At 67.3% G+C, this 21,624-nt stretch carries 16 protein-coding genes; 6 read left to right on the top strand and 10 right to left on the bottom strand.

The genetic code is table 11. The features are described from left to right. Positions 1-29: 29 nt before the first annotated feature. The 5 genes from ung to rhlB all read right to left on the bottom strand — a co-directional run bounded on the left by ung (position 30) and on the right by rhlB (position 5,073). The gene (gene ung, locus AC06E7_RS04910) at positions 30-734 is read right to left on the bottom strand and encodes a uracil-DNA glycosylase (protein ID WP_093534854.1); all 705 of its coding nucleotides are present in this window, start codon (positions 732-734) and stop codon (positions 30-32) included. Then, positions 731-1,573 (bottom strand): response regulator, encoded by an 843-nt coding sequence (locus tag AC06E7_RS04915; protein ID WP_068854238.1) that lies wholly within the window; start codon positions 1,571-1,573, stop codon positions 731-733. The genes ung and AC06E7_RS04915 overlap by 4 nt, the downstream gene beginning before the upstream one ends. Positions 1,574-1,585: 12 nt before the next feature. Continuing rightward, positions 1,586-2,536, bottom strand: a complete 951-nt coding sequence (ftsX, locus tag AC06E7_RS04920; protein ID WP_093534856.1) for a permease-like cell division protein FtsX — start codon at positions 2,534-2,536, stop codon at positions 1,586-1,588. Then, positions 2,533-3,219, bottom strand: coding sequence for a cell division ATP-binding protein FtsE (gene ftsE, locus AC06E7_RS04925; protein WP_068854240.1), 687 nt, complete (start codon positions 3,217-3,219; stop codon positions 2,533-2,535). The genes ftsX and ftsE overlap by 4 nt, the downstream gene beginning before the upstream one ends. A 141-nt stretch (positions 3,220-3,360) precedes the next feature. Further along, on the bottom strand, positions 3,361-5,073 hold the full coding sequence (rhlB, locus tag AC06E7_RS04930; protein ID WP_184125885.1) for an ATP-dependent RNA helicase RhlB: 1,713 nt from the start codon (positions 5,071-5,073) through the stop codon (positions 3,361-3,363). 539 nt (positions 5,074-5,612) lie between these two features. Here rhlB and trxA point away from each other — a divergent pair. Together trxA and rho are read left to right on the top strand one after the other, a co-directional pair. Beyond that, positions 5,613-5,942, top strand: coding sequence for a thioredoxin (trxA, locus tag AC06E7_RS04935; RefSeq protein ID WP_093534860.1), 330 nt, complete (start codon positions 5,613-5,615; stop codon positions 5,940-5,942). Positions 5,943-6,164: 222 nt separating this feature from the next. Then, on the top strand, positions 6,165-7,940 hold the full coding sequence (gene rho, locus AC06E7_RS04940) for a transcription termination factor Rho (RefSeq protein ID WP_478063293.1): 1,776 nt from the start codon (positions 6,165-6,167) through the stop codon (positions 7,938-7,940). 116 nt (positions 7,941-8,056) lie between these two features. Here the strand turns inward: rho and AC06E7_RS04945 are convergent, their stop codons facing one another. Beyond that, on the bottom strand, positions 8,057-8,269 hold the full coding sequence (locus tag AC06E7_RS04945; protein WP_478063295.1) for a hypothetical protein: 213 nt from the start codon (positions 8,267-8,269) through the stop codon (positions 8,057-8,059). Between the two features lie 154 nt (positions 8,270-8,423). Next, entirely contained in the window at positions 8,424-10,958 is a 2,535-nt protein-coding gene (locus tag AC06E7_RS04950; protein WP_478063297.1) for a glycoside hydrolase family 3 N-terminal domain-containing protein, read from the bottom strand. 323 nt (positions 10,959-11,281) lie between these two features. Between AC06E7_RS04950 and AC06E7_RS04955 the strand changes: the two genes are divergently transcribed. Further along, the gene (locus AC06E7_RS04955; protein ID WP_478063299.1) at positions 11,282-12,289 is read left to right on the top strand and encodes a LacI family DNA-binding transcriptional regulator; all 1,008 of its coding nucleotides are present in this window, start codon (positions 11,282-11,284) and stop codon (positions 12,287-12,289) included. A gap of 4 nt (positions 12,290-12,293) precedes the next feature. Here AC06E7_RS04955 and AC06E7_RS04960 read toward each other — a convergent pair whose 3' ends face one another. Continuing rightward, on the bottom strand, positions 12,294-13,565 hold the full coding sequence (locus tag AC06E7_RS04960; RefSeq protein ID WP_068854247.1) for a sugar MFS transporter: 1,272 nt from the start codon (positions 13,563-13,565) through the stop codon (positions 12,294-12,296). Positions 13,566-13,986: 421 nt separating this feature from the next. On the opposite strand from AC06E7_RS04960, the gene AC06E7_RS04965 reads away from it, so the two are divergent. The 3 genes from AC06E7_RS04965 (at position 13,987) to AC06E7_RS04975 (ending at position 19,781) form a co-directional block, all read left to right on the top strand. Then, positions 13,987-16,995, top strand: a complete 3,009-nt coding sequence (locus AC06E7_RS04965) for a TonB-dependent receptor (protein ID WP_478063301.1) — start codon at positions 13,987-13,989, stop codon at positions 16,993-16,995. A gap of 61 nt (positions 16,996-17,056) precedes the next feature. After that, a complete protein-coding gene (locus AC06E7_RS04970) occupies positions 17,057-18,073 on the top strand; it encodes a cupin-like domain-containing protein (protein ID WP_478063303.1) in 1,017 nt (338 codons plus the stop codon). 121 nt (positions 18,074-18,194) lie between these two features. After that, complete coding sequence (locus AC06E7_RS04975) at positions 18,195-19,781, top strand: sensor domain-containing diguanylate cyclase (RefSeq protein ID WP_478063305.1); 1,587 nt, start codon at positions 18,195-18,197, stop codon at positions 19,779-19,781. Positions 19,782-19,828: 47 nt separating this feature from the next. Here the strand turns inward: AC06E7_RS04975 and AC06E7_RS04980 are convergent, their stop codons facing one another. Together AC06E7_RS04980 and AC06E7_RS04985 are read right to left on the bottom strand one after the other, a co-directional pair. Next, positions 19,829-20,698, bottom strand: coding sequence for an energy transducer TonB (locus AC06E7_RS04980; protein ID WP_478063306.1), 870 nt, complete (start codon positions 20,696-20,698; stop codon positions 19,829-19,831). 17 nt (positions 20,699-20,715) lie between these two features. Then, the gene (locus AC06E7_RS04985; protein WP_478063308.1) at positions 20,716-21,585 is read right to left on the bottom strand and encodes an energy transducer TonB; all 870 of its coding nucleotides are present in this window, start codon (positions 21,583-21,585) and stop codon (positions 20,716-20,718) included. Positions 21,586-21,624 lie beyond the last annotated feature (39 nt).

Genomic DNA, 21,624 nt, shown 5'->3' on the forward strand with positions numbered 1-21,624 from the left:
CAACGACGGTAGGTAACGACAGTTGGTCGTTACGCCGACATCGGCGGCAACGACCAGTCGATGCCGCCCAGGCCCCGTCGCTCCAGGTACTGGTTGGCCGACGAGAAGTGTCGGCATCCCAGGAAACCGCGATGCGCCGACAACGGCGATGGATGCGGTGCCTTGAGCACGCGGTGGCGGCCGGTATCGATCACCTTGCCCTTCTGCTGGGCGTAGCTGCCCCACAGCAGGAACACCAGGCCCTCGCGCTCGCGGTTGAGGGTGTCCACGACGTGGTCGGTGAACCCTTCCCAGCCGCGTTTCTGGTGGGAGCCGGCCTGCCCCTCTTCAACGGTCAGCACCGCGTTGAGCAGCAGCACGCCACGGCGGGCCCACGGCAGCAGGCAGCCATGGTCCGGGCGTGGCAGGCCGAGGTCGGCTTCCAGTTCCTTGTACATGTTCAACAGCGACGGCGGCACCGGCACGCCGGGCATCACCGAGAAGCTCAGGCCGTGGGCCTGGCCCGCACCGTGGTACGGATCCTGGCCCAGGATGACTACCTTGACCTGGTCGAACGGGGTGGCGTCGAACGCGGCAAAGATCTGCGGACCTGGCGGAAACACGTGCGCGCCGGCCGCCTTGCGCTGGCGCAGGAAGGCCGCCAGGTCGCGCATCTCGGGGCGCAGCAGGTAATCGCCAATACGCGCCTTCCAGCTCGGTTCAAGCTGGATGGTCGGGTGTACGTCGTCGTTCATCGCACCAGCGGTTTGTCGTTGAGGCGTGACAGGCGCAGCTGGAACAGCACCTTGGTGACCAGCAGGCGTTCTTCGATCGGCTTCTGCACCAGGTCGTTGGCGCCGGCCTGCAGCAGCCCGGACTGGTTGAGCGGGTTGCCGTCGCCGGTCATCACCAGCACCGGCAGGCGCCGCTTGCCGTAGCCGAAGTCCACGCGCACGCGCTCGACCACATCCAGCCCACTCAGCTCGCCCTTCAGGGTGACGTCGGTAAGCACCAGGTCGATGCGGTGGCTGCTGCGCCCCAGCGATTCGGCGGTAAGCAGTGCGAACGCCTCTTCGGCGGTCATCACGTGCAGCACGTTCAGGCTCTGCCGTTCGAGCATGCGCTTGGTCGCTTCGGCGACCACGCGGCTGTCTTCCACGTACAGGATGGTGGCGCCGGGAATGGTTTCCGGCTGCACATAGCCACGGATGAACGTCGCCAGGGCTTCATGGCCCAGCGCCTTGTCGAAATAATCGGTGACGTAATCGGTGAAACGGCGCTGCTCAAGGTGCTGCTGGGCATCACCGGAAACCACGATCACCGGCACGTAGGCCTGCCCGGCGGTTTCGCGTACCAGCCGGGCCAGGTCCAGGCCGTCGCCATCACTGAGCGTCAGCGAGGTGGTGACCAGGTTGACCGGACCGGCGGCCAACGCCATGCGCGCGTCTTCAATGCTGGCGCAGCCCACCACCTCGACCGCCGGCAGCTCGCGCTGCAACACGTCGGCGATGAGCTTGCGGACCAGCTTGGAACCATCGACCACCATGACGCGAGGTGCGTCGTCGACCAGGTGCTTCAGTACTTGCGGACGCATGCAGGGCAGGCCTCAGGTTTCGGTCGGACGGGTCTGGCGCAGGAAATGCCCCGTCACCAGCCACGCGCCCAGCCAGCCCAGCACGACAGTGCCGACCAGCACGAGCGAAGAATGCAACAGGTCCAGCCCATGCAGCACGAAGGGGCTGGCATAGCTCTGCGACAGCGCGGCCAGTGGCGGGCGCAGCGCGAGCCCGGCCCCACCGACCAGCGCCAGGGCCAGCGCACCGGCGCCCAGCCCGTACCACGCGCCCAGGTAAAGGAACGGGCGGCGGATGAACCCATCGCTGGCGCCCAGCAGCTGCAGCACGCCGATTTCATCGCGGCGCGCCTGGATATCCAGCCGCACCGTGTTGCCGACCACCAGCGCCGCGCCCAGGCCCAGCAGCACCGACAGCACCTGCACCAGGCGCGTGCCGAAGCCCAGCCAGGCATCCAGGCGCTTGCGCCACAGCGCATCGTGCTGGACCAGATCGGCCTGCGGCATGCCTTCCAGCGACTGCGCCAGGCGTGCGTCGTCGGTACCGTTGGCCGGGGTGATGATCAGCAGCGAGGGCAACGGGTTGTCGTGCAGCGCATCGATGGCTTCGCCCAGCCCGGCGCTGTCGCGCAGCTCGGCCAGGCCTTCGTCCGGCGAGCGCAGGGTCACCCCGGCCACATCGGCGCGACCGCGCAGCGTGTCGGCGACCTGACGGGCGGCGGCGGCGTCGACGTCGGTCTTCAGGAACAGGTTGATGTCGCGCGACTGCTGCACGCTGCCGGCGAAATGCTTGAGGTTGTCCAGCGCGATCGACAGGCCCAGCGGCAGGGCCAGGGCGAGCGCCATCACCATCACGGTCAACAGCGTGGCCCACGGCTTGCGCCAGGCACGGCCCAGGCTGAACACCACGCTGTGGCCGTGGTGGTGCAGCCACACGCCCAGGCGCGACGGCGCCGCGGCTTCCTTGTTGGTGGCGGTACTCATTCGGCCAGGTCCTGCGGCGAGATGTCGTCAATGAGCTTGCCGTGGTCCAGGATCAGCACGCGCTTGCGCATGGCGCGCAGCAGCGCCAGATCATGGCTGACCACCAGCACGCTGGTGCCGCGCTCGGGCAGTTCGGCGAACAGCGCCATGATTTCAGCGGCCAGGGTCGGATCGAGGTTGCCGGTGGGTTCGTCGGCCACCAGCAGCTTGGGCTCGCCGACGATCGCGCGGGCGATGCCCACGCGCTGCTGCTCACCCGCCGACAGCTGAGACGGCAGCGCCTTTTCCCGATGGCCAAGGCCCATGCGCTCGAGCACCGAACGCACGCGCTTGCCGATATCGCCCCGCCGGGTCCCGCGCAGGATCAGCGGCAGGGCCACGTTTTCGGCAATGCTGCGGTCCATCAGCAGGCGGTGGTCCTGGTAGACCGCACCCACCGCGCGACGGTGGTGCGGGATATCGCCGCCGCGCACCTTGAGCAGGTTGCGCTCGTCGAACACCACCGCGCCACGGCTGGGCCGTTCGTCGAGGTGGATCAACTTGAGCAGGGTGCTCTTGCCGGCGCCGGAGTGCCCGGTCACGAACAGCATTTCACCGGGCGCGACATCGAAGCTGACGTCCACCAGAGCCTGGTGGCCGCCCGCATAGTGTTTGCTGACATTGTCAAAACGCAGGACGCTCATTCCTCCGATTATGCAGGAGGAGGATGGCGGCGTGGGAACGGCGTGTCGCCCGGCCACCGGCCGGGCGCTACCGTTGATCGGTTTTGGAATGCCGCCCCACCAACGGTGGGGCGCTACGCGGTAGGTAACGACCGTTGGTCGTTACGCCCCTGAAAGCATCCGGCGGATCTTGCGGCCGATGCGGGTCAGGAAGCCTGCACCCGGGTCGGCGGCCGGCGCGGTGTTGCGCATCGGCTTGGCGGTGACCTGCACCGGCGTGACCGACTGCGCGGCACCCTCGGCACCTTCCACCGGACGACCGTGGCGGCGACGGCGGCGCTTGCGCGGTGCACGCTCGCCCTCGGCCGCACCTTCCGGCGCACCTTCGGCGCGCGGCGGACGCGGTGCCTGGGCAGGCTTTGCAGCCTCCACCGGTGCAGCGCCTTCCACGGCCACAGCGGGCTGCTCGCCTTCCACACGCGGCTTGCGCGGGCCACGCGGACGGCGTTCGCCGCTGCGCTCACCACTGCGCTCGCCACGGCCACCGCCGGAACGGCTGCCGCTGGACGACCGACCGCCGCCACGACGCTCTTCCTCGGCGGCGCGGGCTTCGCGCGCTTCGCGGAAGATCTGGCCGACGCTTTCGTTCTCGTCGCCTTCCTCGCCCGGCGCGGCCGGTGCGCGTTCCGGACGCGGCAACGCGGTCAGGATTTCGCTGGTGACCGCTTCCACCGGGATCTTCTGCTCGATGTAGGCCTCGATATCCGGCAGGCCCATCGCGTAGCGTTCGCAGGCGAAGCTGATCGCATCGCCTTCCTCGCCCAGGCGGGCGGTACGGCCGATGCGGTGCACGTAGTCTTCGGCGTCGAACGGCAGGTCGTAGTTGTAAACGTACTTGATGCCGTCGATGTGCAGGCCGCGCGCGGCAACGTCGGTGGCCACCAGGATTTCCAGCTGGCCCTTCTGGAAGCGGTTGAGCAGGCTCTCGCGCTTCTTCTGCGGCACATCGCCGGAGAGCACGCCGACGCGGTAGCCGGCCTTCTCCAGCGAGCGCGCCACGCGCTCCACGAACACCTTGGTGTTGACGAACACCATGGTGCGCGCGCCTTCGCTGCGCGAGAGCAGGCCCAGCAGCAGCGGGATCTTCTCTTCGTCGGCCGGGAAGTAGATGCGCTGGCGCACGCGCGCGGCGGTGATCGATTCGCTTTCCACCACCAGCTTCTGCGGCTCGTTCATGTGCTCATAGGCCAGCTCCAGTACGCGGTGGCTGAGCGTGGCGCTGAACAGCAGGGTCTGCCGGGTGGTGCGCTCGGGCATGCGGCGCAGCAGGAAGCGGATGTCCTTGATGAAGCCCAGGTCGAACATGCGGTCGGCTTCGTCGAGCACGCAGATTTCGCAGGCGTGCAGCGAGACCACCTTGTGCTGCTTGACGTAATCGATCAGGCGGCCCGGGGTGGCGATGATCACGTCCACGCCCTGCTGCAGCAGTTCGCGCTGCTTGTCGTAATCCACGCCGCCGTAGACCAGCGCAAAGCGCAGGCCGAGGTCCGAGCCGAACTTCACCGCATCCTTGTGGATCTGGATGGCCAGTTCGCGGGTGGGCGCCAGGATCAGCGCGCGCGGGTCTTCCGGCTTGCGGTCGGCCAGCGCCGGGCGGGTCAGCAGCCGGTTCACCACGGCCACCAGGAACGCCAGCGTCTTGCCGGTACCGGTCTGGGCCTGGCCGGCGACATCGCCGCCGGGCAGTGCCACGGGCAGGGTCAGCGCCTGGATCGGGGTGCAGCGGGTAAAACCAGCGCCTTCAAGGCCAGCCTGCAGGGCCGGATGCAGCTCGAAGGAGGAGAAGGTCAAATCGGTCAGCGGTTTGTCGCTCATGAGTCCGTCTTGGTAAGGCCAGCCGACAGAGATGCGGGTGGCTTGCAATCTTGGGGGGCACCGTCGCCATTGGGCCCTGCGCCTGGGAAGGCGGAGGCCGGACCGAACCGGTCCCGGGGCGCCGCACAGTGGGCCAGTTTAACGCAAAGCGGCCGGCAAACCGGGGGAGGCCGTCGCAGACCCCCATGCGACACCCCGGCCAGCCGTAGCGCCACGCCCTGCGTGGCGGCCTTTCACGGCCCCCACCCCCAGTTAAACGCCCGGATCCAGGGGCTGGAACCGCCAGAGCCCCACCCGCATATCGTTCCCGCCAGCCCCGGCAAAGCGCGATGACGGTCACAGGATGATTCTTTCCAACCGGTGTCTGTCGCCTCGCGACGATAGGGGTACACTGCCGGCCGTGAGCGTCCAGGCATCCATCGGACGCACCGCTGGCCGCACCCGCGGCCACGAGGCAGCAGACGCGGACCAGGCCCCCAGCCCTGTCCAGGTTCAACCCCTCCGGCCCTGCCGGGTGCACTCCAAAACGAGAGACCAAGATGAGCGACAAGGTTGTACATGTCGGCGATGCCGACTTCGATAGCACCGTGCTGAATTCCAAGGAACCGGTCCTGGTCGATTTCTGGGCCGAATGGTGTGGTCCCTGCAAGATGATCGCCCCGGCCCTCGACGAGCTGGCCGACGCCTATCAGGGCCGCGCCAAGGTCGTGAAGGTCAACGTGGACAACAACCGCGCACTGGCGGCCAAGTACCATGTGCGCTCGATCCCGTACCTGGTGGTGTTCAAGGGCGGTGAGAAGGTTGGCGAGCAGATCGGTGCCGTCGGCAAGGCCCAGCTGGCCGGCCTGCTCGACAAGGCCCTGGCCTGAGCCACCCGGCAGCCGGCCACCCCGGCTGCCCCGCGGGCCCCACGCCCGCATGAATGACCCTGCCCCACCCGGCTTGCGCGCTGCCGCGAGCCGGTGTTAGTGTCGGCACATCCGGCCGCATTCGCGCGCCGCATCTTCTGGACGACGTTTCTTTCCAGAATCCCTTCCCAACGTTCGCCGCCCCTGCCGGGCGCTCGCACCTTCCAGCGAGGAATTCAGCACTTGTCCGATATCACTACTTCCGAACCCGGGAGCGCCGACGCGCCCGCCGAGAAGCGCGTGCGCAAGCCGCGCGTCGCCAAGGCCGCTGCCAGCAGCGCCGACACCGGGTCTTCCCCCGAACAGAACGCCCTGCCCCTGGCTGCCGCGCCCGTCGCGCCGGCGCCGGCTGCACCGGCAGCGCCGCAGCAGCCCCCCCAGGCACCGGCCGCTTCCGGCGGCGATGCCCCGGCCCCGCAGGGCGGTGGCCAGGACGCCGCCGACGGCGGTCAGCGCAACAACAACAACAACAACCCGCAGGGCGGCCAGAACCCGTACCAGCAGGGTCAGAACCAGGGCCAGCAGAACCAAGGCCAGGGCCAGGGCAACCGCCGTGACCGTTTCCGCAATCGCCGTGACCGCGACCGCAATCGCGGCGGTGGTGGTGGCTTCCGCGACGACGGCATGCCGCAGGACAATGGCGAACAGCAGCCGTTCGTGCGCAGCCAGCAGGCCAACGTGCCCGAGGGCTTCCCGGTCTATTCGCTGAGCGACCTCAAGCGCATGCCGGCCCAGAAGCTGCTGGAAATCGCCGAGCAGCTGCAGATCTCCGAAGGCGTGGCCCGCGCCCGCAAGCAGGACGTGATCTTCGCCCTGCTCAAGGTGCTCACCCGCCATGGCGACGGCGTGGCCGCCGACGGCGTGCTGGAAATCCTGCCGGACGGCTTCGGCTTCCTGCGCGCGGCTGAAGCCAGCTACCTGGCCGGCCCGGACGATACCTACATTTCGCCCAGCCAGATCCGCCGCTTCAACCTGCGCACCGGCGACCACCTGTCCGGCCGCATCCGCTTCCCGAAGGACGGCGAGCGTTACTTCGCGCTGTCGATCGTGGACACCATCAACGGTGAGCCGCTGGAAGCGTCCAAGAACAAGGTGCTGTTCGAGAACCTCACCCCGCTGTTCCCGCGCAAGCGCTTCACCCTGGAACGTGGCAACGGTTCGTCCGAAGACATTACCGGCCGCATCATGGATCTGATGGCACCGCAGGGTAAGGGTCAGCGCGCGCTGATCGTCTCCCCGCCCAAGGCCGGTAAGACCATGCTGATGCAGCAGGTGGCGACGGCGATCACCACCAACCACCCGGACGTGCACATGATCGTGCTGCTCATCGACGAGCGTCCGGAAGAAGTGACCGAAATGCAGCGCACCGTGCGCGGCGAAGTCATCAGCTCCACCTTCGACGAACCGGCCGCGCGCCACGTGCAGGTTGCCGAAATGGTGATCGAGCGCGCCAAGCGCCTGGTGGAACACAAGAAGGACGTGGTGATCCTGCTCGACTCGATCACCCGCCTGGCACGCGCCTACAACAACGTGGTGCCCAGCTCCGGCAAGGTGCTCACCGGTGGTGTGGACGCCAACGCCCTGCACCGCCCGAAGCGCTTCTTCGGTGCCGCCCGTAACGTTGAAGAAGGCGGCAGTCTGACCATCATCGCCACCGCGCTGGTCGACACCGGCAGCAAGATGGACGAGGTGATCTACGAAGAGTTCAAGGGCACCGGCAACAGCGAAGTGCACCTGAACCGTCGTATCGCCGAAAAGCGCGTGTACCCGGCCATCGACATCAACCGTTCCGGCACCCGCCGCGAAGACCTGTTGATCGAACCGGAGCTGCTGCAGAAGATCTGGATCCTGCGCAAGCTGCTGCACCCGATGGACGAAATCGCCGCGATGGAGTTCCTGCTCGACAAGATGAAGAACACCAAGTCCAACGACGAGTTCTTCGGTTCGATGAAGCGCTGACCGGCGCCAACATCGAAACAGAAAAAGGCCCCGCACTGCGGGGCCTTTTTCATGGTTTCGGGCCCCAACCGATCGGCGCTGGCTGACGGTAGGTGCCGACCGTTGGTCGGCACGCCTCACGGCCGCATGCGATCCAGCAATGGTCCGAACTGCAGCGTCCCGAACGAGGCCACCGGTTCCAGCGGCGGCTCCACCACGCCCACTGCATCGACCTCGGCGGCCCCCTCCTGCACCGCCGTCCCATCCCCGTGTTCGAACCCGATCCCTGCGCGCACCATGGTCGCCACCCCGACCAGGATCAGCAGCGACAGCCCACCCAGAACATGCATCAGCGTCACATCGATTCCCCCGCGCCCGTGTAGCTCACACGCTACCCGTCATCCGGCGGGAATCCCCTGCAACAACTCCCATTTTCGCGGCGAACCCGACACATGCTGGCGTGGTAGCGCCGGCCGTTGGCCGGCCCATGCATCCCCTACCGCTTCACCGGCACTCCACCACACCCTCGGCCTTGTCTGCCTTCGTCGCCACCCGCACCTGGGTGAAGGCCGCGGCGAACGGCTTGTCCGCGCTGACCACGAACGGGGCTTCCACCGCGCCCAGGTCCACGCCCTTGCTGGCGAAGCAGGCCAGCGGAATGGTCACGGTGCGCTTCTGCCCCGCGGTGAGCGTTGCCAGCGCCGGGGCGATATCCACCCCGCCCTCGCAGCCGGTGCCGCACTGCATGGTCACCATTACCGGCGAGGCGGGCGGGTGCTGCACCATCACGTCGAACTGCAACGCGCCGTTGCTGCGCGCCAGCGCGCCCAGGTTGCGCCGCGAGGTGCTGCGCGCGATCAGCTGCGCGGGGGCCAGCCAGGTCACTTCGCGTGCGTCCTGCTGCGTGTTGATCTGCACCGTGCGCACTTCGGCCACCGGCGTGGGGGTGGGCCAGCGCAGGCTGGCGTTGAGATCGTTGCCGAGTGGCTGGGTGGCACCGCCGGCGGCGATGTGCAGCGAGAACGGCGCGGTATCGACGCGGTTGAAGATCGGCAGCGTGGTCACTTCGCCGCAGTGGTCCGGGTTGGTTTCGGGCAGGCGCGCGACCTGCGCGGGCTTGGCATAGCTCAGGCCATAGCCGAATTTGAACAGGTCCGGGCGCTTCGGGTCCGGGCGGTCGATCGGTGCCGGGCACGGCACGCCCGGCCACGGGAAGCTGAGCCGGCCGTGGAAGTCATGCACCGGCCGACCGTCTTTGCCAGCCACCAGCACGTCGGTGATGCCCTTGCCTTCGGTACCCGGCAGCCACGCGGCAACGAACGCCTGCGACAGGTTGAGCAGGTCGTTGGTGTACATCGGGCGGCCGGAGAAGTACACGGTGACCAGCGGCTTGCCGGTGGCGGCGGCGGCCTTGAGCACGGCCAGGTCCTGTGGCTGCGCACGGCTGTGGCTGACCGTGTCCGAGGCGAGGATGTCGCCGTTGGTTTCGGCGTACGGCGTTTCGCCGATCACCGCGACCACCACGTCGAACGCCGACGCATCGATGCCCTTGGCATCGGCACTGTAGGTCACCTGCTGCGTGCCCAGCTCGGCGCGCAGCGCGCCCAGCACCGAATCGGCATTGGGGAAATCGGCGTTCGTGTTCTCGGTGCCCTGCCAGGTCAGCGACCAGCCCCCGGCCTGGTCGGACAGGCTGTCGGCACTCTTGCCCACCACCAGCACGCGCGCATCGCGCTTGAGCGGCAGCACCTTGTCCTGGTTCTTCAGCAGCACCAGCGATTCGCGCACGGCTTCACGCGCCAGCTCGCGGTGCTGCACGGCGTTGGCGTCGCCCGCGAAGCGGCTGTCGGACGGCTTGTGCTCGAACAGGCCCGCACGCAGCTTCACGCGCAGGATGCGGGTCACCGCATCGTCGATGCGCGCCATCGGAATCTCGCCGCTCTCCACCTGGGCCATTGTGTTGGCGATGAAGGCCTTCCAGTCGTCGGGCACCATCACCATGTCGATACCGGCGTTGATCGCGTGGGGGCAGCTGTCGTTGCGGCAGCCGGGTACCTGGGCAATGCCGTTCCAGTCGGAGACGACGAAGCCGTCAAAGCCCATCTTTTCCTTCAGCGCGCCGGTAAGCAGCGCCTGGCTGCCGTGCATCTTGCCGTAGTCCACGCCGCCGGCACGGTCGTTCCAGCTGTTGAACGAGGCCATCACCGTCTGCACGCCTTCGCCCAGCGCACCGAAGTAACCCTGGCCGTGCACGTTGATCATGGTGGCCTTGTCCACCGTTGCCTCGCCCTGGTCGCGGCCGTTGTCGGTGGCCCCATCGCCGATGTAGTGCTTGGCCGTGGCCACCACGTTGCCGTCGCCAGTGAAGCGGCCCTGCGCGCCCTTGACGTAGGCGGTGGCGTATTCGCGCACGATGGACGGGTCGGACGAGAAGCTTTCGTAGGTGCGGCCCCAGCGCGGGTCATGTGCCACGGCCAGCGTGGGCGCGAACACCCAGCCGATGCCGGTGGCACGGGTGGCGCTGCCGGTGGCGGCGCCGATGCGCTCGATCAACGCGGCATCGCGGGTGGCGCCCAGGCCGATGTTGTGCGGGAACAGCGTGGCGCCGAACACATTGCTGTGGCCGTGCACGGCATCGGTGCCCCAGATCACCGGCACCGGGGTGCGTGCGTCGGTGGCCAGCGAGGCGGCGTGATAGGCATCGGCCAGCTTCACCCAGTCGGCCACGCTGGCGTGCTTGTCCATGCCCGGCCACGAGCCACCGCCATTGAGCACCGAGCCGATGTAGTAGGTACGCACCTGCTCCGGGGTGATCTGCTTGATCTCCGGCTGGGTCATCTGCCCGACCTTCTGGGCCAGGGTCATCTGCGCAAGGATGCTGCGCACGCGGTTTTCGATGGCCGGGTCGGAGGCGATCGCGCTGGTCACCTGCGGCCAGTCCTGCAGGCGCTCGGCGGCGGGCGCGGCGTGCGCCTGGGCGGCCAATGCCGTCAGGACACAGACGGTGAGAAGAGTCTTCCGGGCGCTGCTCACGTGCATTACCTCCAAGAAAATGTGCGGATGATGGACCGGGCGCGGGCTGATTCGGCGCATCCGGTGACAGCGCTGTCATATAAGCCCGGCGGGGCGCTGTCAACCGGTCGGCGAACAGCTTGTCCTGGTATCCCCGTCGTTGTTGGGCTGGCTCTTTTCGCGCACGCCGGGAATCCGCAGTTGCTGTTGCAGCGCCGCATGGAAATCCGGACCGTGCACGAATACCCCGCAACGTGGCACCATCCGCCTGCTTCGGTAATCCCGAAACGACTCAGGCGCATTACCATCGGCAGCGGCCGGCCGGGCTCTCCAGGAGGATCCATCGCACCATGCGTAGTCGTATCGAGGATGTCGCCGCCATTGCGGGCGTTTCGATCAAGACCGTATCGCGCGTGCTCAACAACGAGCCGAACGTACGGGTGGAAACGCGCGACCGCGTGCTCGCTGCGGTCTCCCGGCTGGGATACAAACCGAACCTGTCGGCGCGCAGCCTGGCCGGGCAGCGCTCGTATGCACTGGCGCTGGTCTACAACAATCCTTCGCGCAACTACCTGATGGAAATCCAGAACGGCATGCTGGAGGCCTGTCATGCCCATCACTACAACCTGATCCTGGGGCCGGTCGGCATCGGCCGGCGCACCCTGCCCGACCTCGCCGCACTGTTCGAGAACTCGAGGCCCGATGGCGTGGTGCTGATCCCGCCGCTGACCGACGATGCGGTGGTGCTGGCGTACCTGGAAGACAACGAGATTCCGTTTTCCAGCATCGCACCGCGCCATCCCGAAGGGCGCATCGGCGTACGCATGGACGAAACCACCGCAGTGGTGGAACTGATCGGCCATCTGGTCGCACAGGGGCACCGTCGCATTGCGCACATCAAGGGCCCGCGCGCGCATGGCGCCTGCCAGTGGCGCCTCGCCGGCTACCGCCAGGCACTTCGCGACGCGGGCATCGAGTACGACCCGGCGCTGGTGGTGAACGGCCAGTTCTCGTTCGAGTCTGGCATCGACGCGGCCAATGCGCTGCTGGACCTGCCCGAGCCGCCCACCGCGATCTTCGCGGCCAACGACGACATGGCCGCCGCGGTGTTCCGGGTGGCTGGCCAGCGCGGCCTTCGCGTGCCGCGCGATCTTTCCGTGTGCGGCTTCGATGACACGCCCATTGCCGGGCACATCTACCCGGCCCTGACCACCGTGCGCCAGCCCACCGACACGATGGGCCGGCTGGCCACCGAACAGCTGATCGAACGCATCCGCTCGCCGAAGGCCGGCCGCATGGTCACCGTGGACCATGCGGTGCTGGTGCGTGAATCCACCCACGCACCCCGGCGCCGTTGAGGGGTCAGGCGTAGCGGCGCGACCCGCGCCATGCATAGAACACGATGAACAGGTAGCACAGCATCGGCAGCAGGAACGAAGCCTGCAGCCCGTAGTGGTCGGCCAACCAGCCCACCGCCAGCGGAACCACCGCGCCGCCCACGATCGCCATCACCAGCAGGCTGGAGCCCTGCCCGGTGAGCGGGCCCAGGCCGCCGATGGCGAGCGCGAAAATGGTCGGGAACATGATCGAATTGAACAGACCCACGCTGACCACGCTCCACTTGGCCAGCTCGCCGGTGCCGAGCATGGTCACCGCCAGCAGCCCCATCACCACCAGCGCGAACAGTCCGAGCAGGCGGCGCGGATCAAAGCGCGCCAGCAGGAACGTACCGACCAGGCGGCCGACCAGCGCACCGCCCCAGTACAGCGACACATAGCGCGTGGCCTCCTGCTCGGTCAGGCCTTCGCCGATGCCCGGCATGGACAGGAAGTTGACCAGCACGCTGCCGATGGACACTTCCGCGCCCACGTAGAAGAAGATCGCCAGCACGCCGAAGGCCAGGTGTTTGTGGCGCAGCGCCGCACCGAGCGTGCCCTGTTCCTTGCTGTCTTCCACCCCGGCAATGCTGGGCAGGCGGAACATCCAGATCGCCGCGGCCAGCACGAACAAGGCGATGGCCAGGCCGAAGTACGGTACCTGCACTGATTGTGCTTCAGCGGCGCGGTAAGCCAGCGCTTCGGCCTGCGGCAGCAGCGCGAGCTGCTCGGCGCTGCGCGGTTCGGCCGCCAGGATCAGCAGGCCACCGAACAGCGGGGCGATGGTGGTGCCCAGCGCGTTCATCGACTGGGCCAGGGTGAGCCGGCTGGAGCTGGTCTGCTCCGGCCCCAGCAGCGCCACATACGGGTTGGCCGCGACCTGCAGCACGGTGATGCCGGTGGCCAGCACGAACAGCGCGCCCAGGAACAGCCCGTATACATGCAGCGCGGCCGCCGGCCAGAACAACAGCGCGCCGACCCCGGCGATCGCAAGACCGGCCACGATGCCGCGCTTGTAGCCCACCGCAGCCACCAGCCGGCCCGCCGGCAGCGACATCAGGAAGTACGCGCCGAAGAAAGTGAACTGGATGAGCATGGCCTGCACCCAGGTCAGCGAGAACGCAGCCTTGAGGTGTGGAATCAGGATGTCGTTGAGGCAGGTGATGAAGCCCCACATGAAGAAGATCGCCGTCACCACGGCCAGTGCCATGCGCGTGCTCTGTACGTGCTGCCCGCGAACCACGGTGGAAGTGTCCATTGCCTGTCCTTCTGATGGGAATGCCAGCCATGCGGCGGCCAGACATGGAACCTGCTTGGCGTCCTGTTGTCCAGCGCTGTCAGACAACCGGTCAGAACACGCGACAGTCACCGTCACCTGCCCGAAAACGGGTTTCGCGCAGTTTCGTTCTGCACTGCACAACGAGCAGACCCGACTGAATCGGGCGCTTGACGTCCCGGTAAAACAGGGCTGAAAGGCCCGCATTGCAGGGTTTGGCGCGTATACAGCGACCCGCCCCGGGACACGCAGGGACACCCACGCGCGACACCGCGAACGATGCGCTTCATGGCAGTTTGTTGACAACGCTGTCAGGCATCGGCCCAATCCGCCCACATCGTTGTTGAATCGTGTCAGACGCCGTAGGACTGCCATTACCGATTTCCCTGGGGAGGGAGCTGCAATGAAGACGTACAAGGCCGTACCCCGCAAGGCAATGCTCACTTCCGCGCTGCTCGCCGTGTTGGCCGGGCCGGCGTGGGCCCAGGACACCACCCGCGACGGCGCTGCGTCGTCGTCGGAAGGGCTGGATCCGGCCACGCTTGATACGGTGCAGGTCACCGGTATCCGTGGCAGCCTCACTTCGTCCATGAACCTCAAGCGCGACAGCCAGGGTGTGGTGGACGGCATCGTGGCCGAGGACATCGGCAAGTTCCCCGATACCAACCTGGCCGAATCGCTGCAGCGCATCAGCGGCGTGTCGATCGACCGCACCTCCAGCGGCGAAGGCTCCAAGGTGACCGTTCGCGGCATCGGCCCGGACTTCAACCTGGTGCTGCTCAACGGCCGCCAGATGCCGGCCTCCAATCTGGGCAACGGCGGCGCCGGCCTGTCCGGCTCGCGCTCGTTCGATTTCGCCAACATCGCCTCCGAGTCGATCTCGGCGGTGGAAGTGTTCAAGACCACCCGTGCCGACAACCCGACCGGTGGCATCGGTGCCACGATCAACGTCAAGACCCTGCGCCCGCTCGAATCGGCGCCGGTGGTGAGCGTCGGCCTGAAGGCCGTCAACGACACCTCCAACGACAACCTGCCCAGCACGCTGCAGGGTTCGAAGTACACCGGTGAGATCTCCGGCATCTTCAGTGACACCTATGCCGATGGTCGCGTGGGCGTGATGCTGAGCGGCAGCTACCAGGAGCGCGATTCCGGCTTCAACCAGGCCACGGTGGCCGAAGGTTGGGCCACGTTCGAAGGCGACAACACCACTGACTGGCGCGTGCTGCCGCAGCCGGGCCAGGGCTACGCGGACCGCATCCAGAACCGTCCCGGCCCCGATGACGTGTACGGCCGCCCGCAGAACACCGCCTACAACGTCAACGGCGTGCAGCGCCAGCGCACCAACGGCCAGGCCACCCTGCAGTGGAAGCCGGTCGACAACGTGACCACCACGCTGGATTACACCTATGTGGAAAACAAGGTGCAGCAGCAGCGCAGTGAGCTGTCGGTGTGGTTCAACTATGGCCCGGGCGACAGCATCTGGACCAACGGCCCGGTCGCCGCGCCGATCATCTACAGCGAAGACATGGTCAATTCGGACGTGTCGATGGGGGGTGCGCAGCTGGCCACCAAGAACACGCTGGACTCGCTGGGCTTCAACGTGGAGTGGGAAGTCAACGATGCGTTGACCCTGAACTTCGACGCCCACCACTCCACCGGCGAATCGCAGCCCGACAGCCCGTATGGTTCGGCAGGCGTGCTCGGGGTTGCCGCGTTCGTGCGCGGCAAGACCACGGTCGACTACAGCGGCGACCTGCCGATCATCAACATCGCACTGCCGCCAGGCGGTGTGCAGGCGGCCGATGCCCTGGTCACAGGCTCTGTGTTCCAGAACAGCTACAACAAGTCCGAGGTGGAACAGTACCAGGGCCGCGGTACCTTCCAGTTCGCCGACTACTCCGCGTTGGACTTCGGCGTGGGCTACACCGACGTCAAGAACCGTTCGGCCTCGGCGATCATGCAGCGCAATACGTGGGGCGGCCTGGGTACCCCGGCCGACTACGATGACAGCATCTGGTATGCCGACGACATGGCCAGGTACTTCGATGCGTTCTCGGGGCACAACGATCCGCGCCTGACCGGCCAGTTCCTGGTATTCGACTTCGACAGGCTGATCAACCGCGCCGCCCAGGTCGGCACCGCGTCCGACCCGGCCTGCCCGACCTGCTACGTGGCTCCCACCGAGTATTCGCAGGACATCCGCACCAACGAGAAGTCCAAGAGCGCGTTCCTGCAGTACCGCACCACGTTCGACTGGTCGATGCCGCTGAACGTGGCCGTCGGCGTGCGCTATGAGCAGACCGACGTGGATTCCACCGCGATGGTGCGCGTGCCCAACGGGATCAGCTGGAGTTCGGCCAACGAGCTCAACATCGAATACGCCAGCGAAAGCGGCTTCATCAGCGACAGCGGCAAGTACGACTACGTGCTGCCCAACCTGGACCTGAAGCTGGACATCAGCGATACGCTGGCGCTGCGCGGCAGCTACAGCCGCAGCCTGGGCCGCGCGGGCTGGGACCAGATCCAGAGCGGGCAGTCGCTGGCCGACATCGTGCGCACCCAGGGTGGCAGCGGGTCGCGCGGCAACCCGGCGCTGGAGCCGCTGCTGTCGGACAACTTCGACCTGTCGCTGGAGTGGTACTACGGCGAATCCAGCTACGCCTCGGTCGGCTTCTTCCGCAAGAACATCAAGAACTTCATCAGCAACACCATCGTCCGCGAGAACACCGGCAACCTGCACACCCCGGTGGGTGGCGCCTACTGGAACGCAGCGCTGGCGGCCGGTTGCGGGGTGAGCGACATGCCCTGCATCCGCGATTACATCTTCACCAACTTCAACGGCCAGCCGGGCGTGACCGCCACCGGCACCAACTCGGCCGGCCAGCTCACCGGCACCATCGTCGGGCAGCCCGGCGACCCGATTGCCGGCTTCGACATCACCCTGCCGGCCAACCAGCGTTCGGACCATCTCGATGGCTGGGAAGTGGCGGTGCAGCACCTGTTCGGCCAATCCGGCTTCGGCCTGGCGGCGAACTACACCAAGGTGAAGTCGGGGCTGACCTTCGACAACCAGAGCCTGGGCGACCAGTACCCGATGGTGGGCCTGAGCGATTCGGCCAACCTGGTGGCGTTCTACGACAAGCACAACTGGCAGATCCGTGCGGCCTACAACTGGCGCGACAAGTTCCTCAACGGCATCGGCGGCCAGGGTCCCAACCCGAACTACACCGATGATTACGGCCAGCTCGACCTCAACATCAGCTACGCGGTCAGCGAGCAGCTGTCGCTGAGCCTGGAGGCGATCAACCTCACCGACGAGACCATGCGTACCTACGCACGGCATACCAACATGCTGCGCTACGCCACCCAGACCGGCCCGCGCTACATGTTCGGCGTCCGCTACAAGTTCTGAGCAGCAGCGGTGTGGCGGGTCTACACTCGCCACACCGCCACCGCCTGCAAGCGACCCTGCCATGCCTGCCACGCCCGGTCCGATCGACGAAGTGCGCGACCTCGACCGCCACCGGCTGGCCGGGGTTCTCCCGAGCTGGACCACGCCCAAGGTGATCCGCGGGCTGGTGGCGGACTGGCCGATGGTCGGCGCCGCGCGCAACTCGGCCGATGCGGCGGTCGCCCACCTCAAGCAGTACGACCACGGCACCCTGCCGGTCACCGCCACGACCGCGCCGCCCGCAGCAAAGGGGCGGATCTTCTACAACGCGGACATGAGCGGCTTCAACTTCCGCCGCGAGCAGATCGCGCTGAAGGTGGTGCTCGATACGCTGCTCAAGTACCGCAGCACGCCCGAACCGCCCACCATCTACGTGGCCTCGACCACGCTGGACAGCTTCCTGCCTGGCTTCCGCCAGGACAATCCGCTGGCGCTGGGCGTGGACGGACCGCTGGCCAGCATCTGGATCGGCAACCGCTCGCGCATCGCCGCCCACCACGACGTGCCGGACAACCTGGCCTGCGTCGCCGCCGGCCGCCGCCGGGTCACCCTGTTTCCGCCCGATCAGATCGGCAACCTGTATGTCGGTCCGCTGGATTTCACGCCGGCCGGCCAGGCAGTTAGCCTGGTGGACTTCGCCGAACCGGACCTGGACCGCTTCCCGCGCTTTGCCCGGGCCATGGCCAGCGCGCAGGTGGCCGAGCTGGGGCCCGGTGATGCCGTGTTCATTCCTTCCCTGTGGTGGCACCACATGGAAGGGCTGGATGATTTCAACGTGCTGGTGAACTACTGGTGGCGTCCGGTGCCGGCCTGGATGGACCCGCCGATGAACGCCCTGATGCTGTCGCTGCTCGCGCTGCGCGGGCTGCCGCCAGCCCAGCGCAGGCACTGGCGGGCACTGTTCGACCACTACGTGTTCGGCGCCGATGGCGAAGCCAACGCACATATCCCCGACAGCAAGCGCGGCGTGCTGGGTCCGCTGGATGAGGGCATGGCGGCCAATGTGCGCAGCGTGCTGCGCAAGCGGATGGAACGCTGAGTCCGGACCTCCCCCTTTGGGCGGTGAATCCGTGATAATCCGCGCCGGGAACCCCTCATCCGCCCCGTTGCAGCCTCATCGGTAGGACCGGTTGGCGCAGCATCCTGCCGGTCACTCTGCCATGCCCCTGCTGTCCTCCCGCCTCAACCTGGGCAAGCTGATCCTGGCGCTTGCCCTGCTCAGCGCGCTGGTCGCCCTGGCCAACACCCTGCACGCCAGCTACCGCGTGCAGCGCGAACAGCTGATCGGCACCACGCTCGAATCCAACCGGGTGTACGCCAGCAAGCTGGCCGAGAGCACCCAGAACTTCGTGCTGTCGGCCCAGCAGCAGCTGGCCTATGCCGCCACCGGCCTGGGCCAGCGCGCGCATACCCGCGCCGAGCTGGAAGCCGAAGCGGCGCGCCTGCAGCTGCAGACCAACAGCTTCAACTCGGTACTGATCGTGGACCCGGCCGGCACGGTGCTGGCGACCTCGCCGCTGAGCCTGTCCCTGCAGGGAGTGGTGCTCAACAGCCAGGGCAACAGCGAGGCGCTCAAGCGCCGCGAGCCGTACATCAGCGATCCGTACGAGTCGGCCACCGGCCGCCTGCTGGTCGCCATCTCGCACCCGATCTTCGACCCGCAGGGCCAGTACAAAGGTTATGTGAGCGGCACCATCTACCTGCGCCAGCGCAGCATCCTGCAGAGCCTGCTGGGCAAGCACTACTACCGCGACGGCTCGTATCTGTACGTGGTCGACCGCAATGGCCGCATCCTGTACCACATCGAACCCACCCGGGTTGGCCAGTTCGCCCTGGAGAACCCGGCGGTGAAGGCGGTCAGCCAGGGCCACTCCGGCGCGCAGGAAGTGCGCAACAGCCACGGCGTGCTGATGCTGGCCGGCTACGCGCCGGTGCCCAGCGTGGGCTGGGGCGTGGTGGCACAGCGCCCGACGGCGGCCACGCTGGCACCGCTGTCGCGCTTGATGAAGGCGGTGATCTGGAATGCCATCCCGCTGGGCGTGCTGTCGCTGCTGGTCACCTGGTGGTTCGCCCGGCGCATTTCGCTGCCGCTGTGGCAGATGGCGCGCAATGTGCAGAACCGCGACACCGGCATCGCCATCCGCCACGTGACCGGCATCAAGGCGTGGTACTACGAGGCCGCGCACCTCAAGCAGGCGCTGCTGTACAGCTTCAACCTGCTGCAGGACCGTATCGGCAAGCTCAACCGCGCCAGCATGACCGACCCGCTCACCGGCCTGCAGAACCGGCGCGGCCTGCAGGAAGGGCTGGAAGACTGGCAGGCACGCGGGCAGCCGTTCGGGATCATCGCGCTGGATATCGACCGCTTCAAGACCATCAACGACCGCTTCGGCCATGCGGTCGGCGATGCGGTGATCCTGCGCATCGCCCAGCTGATGCGCGACGATTCGCGCGACACCGACCTGCTGTGCCGCAATGGCGGCGAGGAGTTCCTGATCCTGCTGCCCGGCATCGACGTCACCGCCAGCGCGGGCATCGCCGAGCGCCTGCGCCTGCAGGTGGAAGCAGAAGTGTTCGAACAGGTCGGCACGGTAACGGTATCGCTGGGCGTGGCCCACTACCCGTCCTACCACGAGGACCCGCAGCAGGCGCTGCGTCTGGCCGACAAGGCGCTGTACATGGCCAAGGAACAGGGTCGCAACCGGACCGTGGTGTATCCAGCGCCGGACGGCCCGGCCGGAAGCTGATGCTGAAACCGGATCGACGCGGGGCGCCGATCCGATGTTTCAGCTGCTTACCCGCCCAGCGGGGTCAGCAGGCGCGGGCCAGTGCTGACGTCGGTCATGTACACGCCGCCGACCGCCAGCAGGCCAGCCACATCCTGTTCGCCGGGTCCGGCCTCCCGCCAGGGCGCATGCGCGCGCGGGCCCGGAATGTAGACGTTCCACTGGCCGTAGCCGCGCGTGACTTCGCCGAAGTCGAAGCTGACCGGCACGCGCACGGACCAGAACGGCTTGTCCTTCTCGTCACCCGTGCTGGGGGCGCGGAAGCTCCAGCGATGTGCAGCGTCCACGCTCTGCTTCGCGAACGCCTCGCGCAGCCGCTCCATGCGACGCGCGTCAGCGAGCACGCGCAGGTTGACCTGTTCGGCGATCACATCCATGACCTTGCCGTCACGGCCGACTTTCACGATCAACATCACATCGCCACTTCCGCCCATGTTCAGTGCAACCGAGGGAAACCGCGGCGGCGCCATCTTGATCGAGGTGACCTGGTCGGTGCTTGTGGCGTCGTACCCGCCGAAGGTCGCGGCGTCGAGCGTGACCATGTCCTTGCCGTCGGGCCCGATGTTGGCGACCAGGCGGATGGACACCTGGGTGCGCGCACGCACGGGCTTGCCATCGCGCACGATCGGCTCGAAGCGCCAGGTCTGCACGGAGCGGTCAACGAAGCTGGCCAGTTCAGCCGGCACCTTTTCGCGCTGGTCCAGCACGAAGCCTTCCACCTGCCCCTCGGTACCAATGTTGACCTGCCCGGTCAGCACCATGCTGCCTTCGGCGGTCCTGCGCATTTCGCTGCGTGTCTGTGCGGCGGCGTCCGGTGCGGCGGCGACGATGCTGCCGCCAAGTGCCAGGGCCAGTGCCAGGTAAAGGGAACTACGCATTGCACGACTCCTTGTGATCAGATGCCCAACGGGGTGAGCAGGCGCGGACCGTCATCCAGGTCGGCCATGTAGATGCCGCCCGCAGTCAGCAGGTCCGGTGCGGCGTCCTCGCCGGCCTGCGAGGTACGCCACGGCGCGCGCTCGCGCGGGCCGGGAATATAGGCTTCCCACGTGCCGTAAGGCGTGCGTTCGCCCATCATGTAGCGGACCGGGATCCGCACGGTCCACGACTCGGCATCCTTGAGCCTGCCGGTGGTCGGCGGGCGGAAGGTCCAGCTGCGCGCCGCGGACACCGATGCACGGGCAAACTCGTTGCGCACCTGCCGCATCTGGTTTTCCTTGCCCACCACGCGCAGGTTCACCTGCTCGGCGACCACATCGTCCACGGTACCGTCGCGGCCGACCTTCACCAGCAGCAGCACTTCGCCCTTGGCGCGCATGGCAGCGAGATTCCTGGGGTAGGCCGGCAAGCGGAGCTCGCTGGAGGTCACCCGGCTGGTGTTTTCCGGGTCGTACTTGCTGAAGCTCGCACCCGCCACGCGCACGGTGTCGCCCGCGCCGCCCGGACCGGGCTGGGAGAGCAGGCGCAGGGTCACCGGCGTCTGTGTGGCGACCACCGTGCCGTTGTCCACGATCGGCTGGAACTGCCATGCCTGCACCTGGCGCTGCACGAATGCCGCCAGATCGGGAGGCAGCGTGTCGGCGTGGTCCAGCTGGAAGCCGGTGACGTGCCCGTCGGTACCGATATCGATCTTGCCGGTCAGCGTCATGCTGGCTTCGGCGGTCTCACGCACCGAACGCGCGGTCTGTGCAGCGGTATCGGTTGTCGCGACCAGCCCGGTGCCGCCCAATGCGAGGGCCAACGCCAGAAAATGGGGATAACGCATCTCACCTGCTCCTTGTGGATGAACCCCGAGGATAGCCCA

Source organism: Stenotrophomonas sp. Steno-Z4 (genome assembly GCF_056393145.1).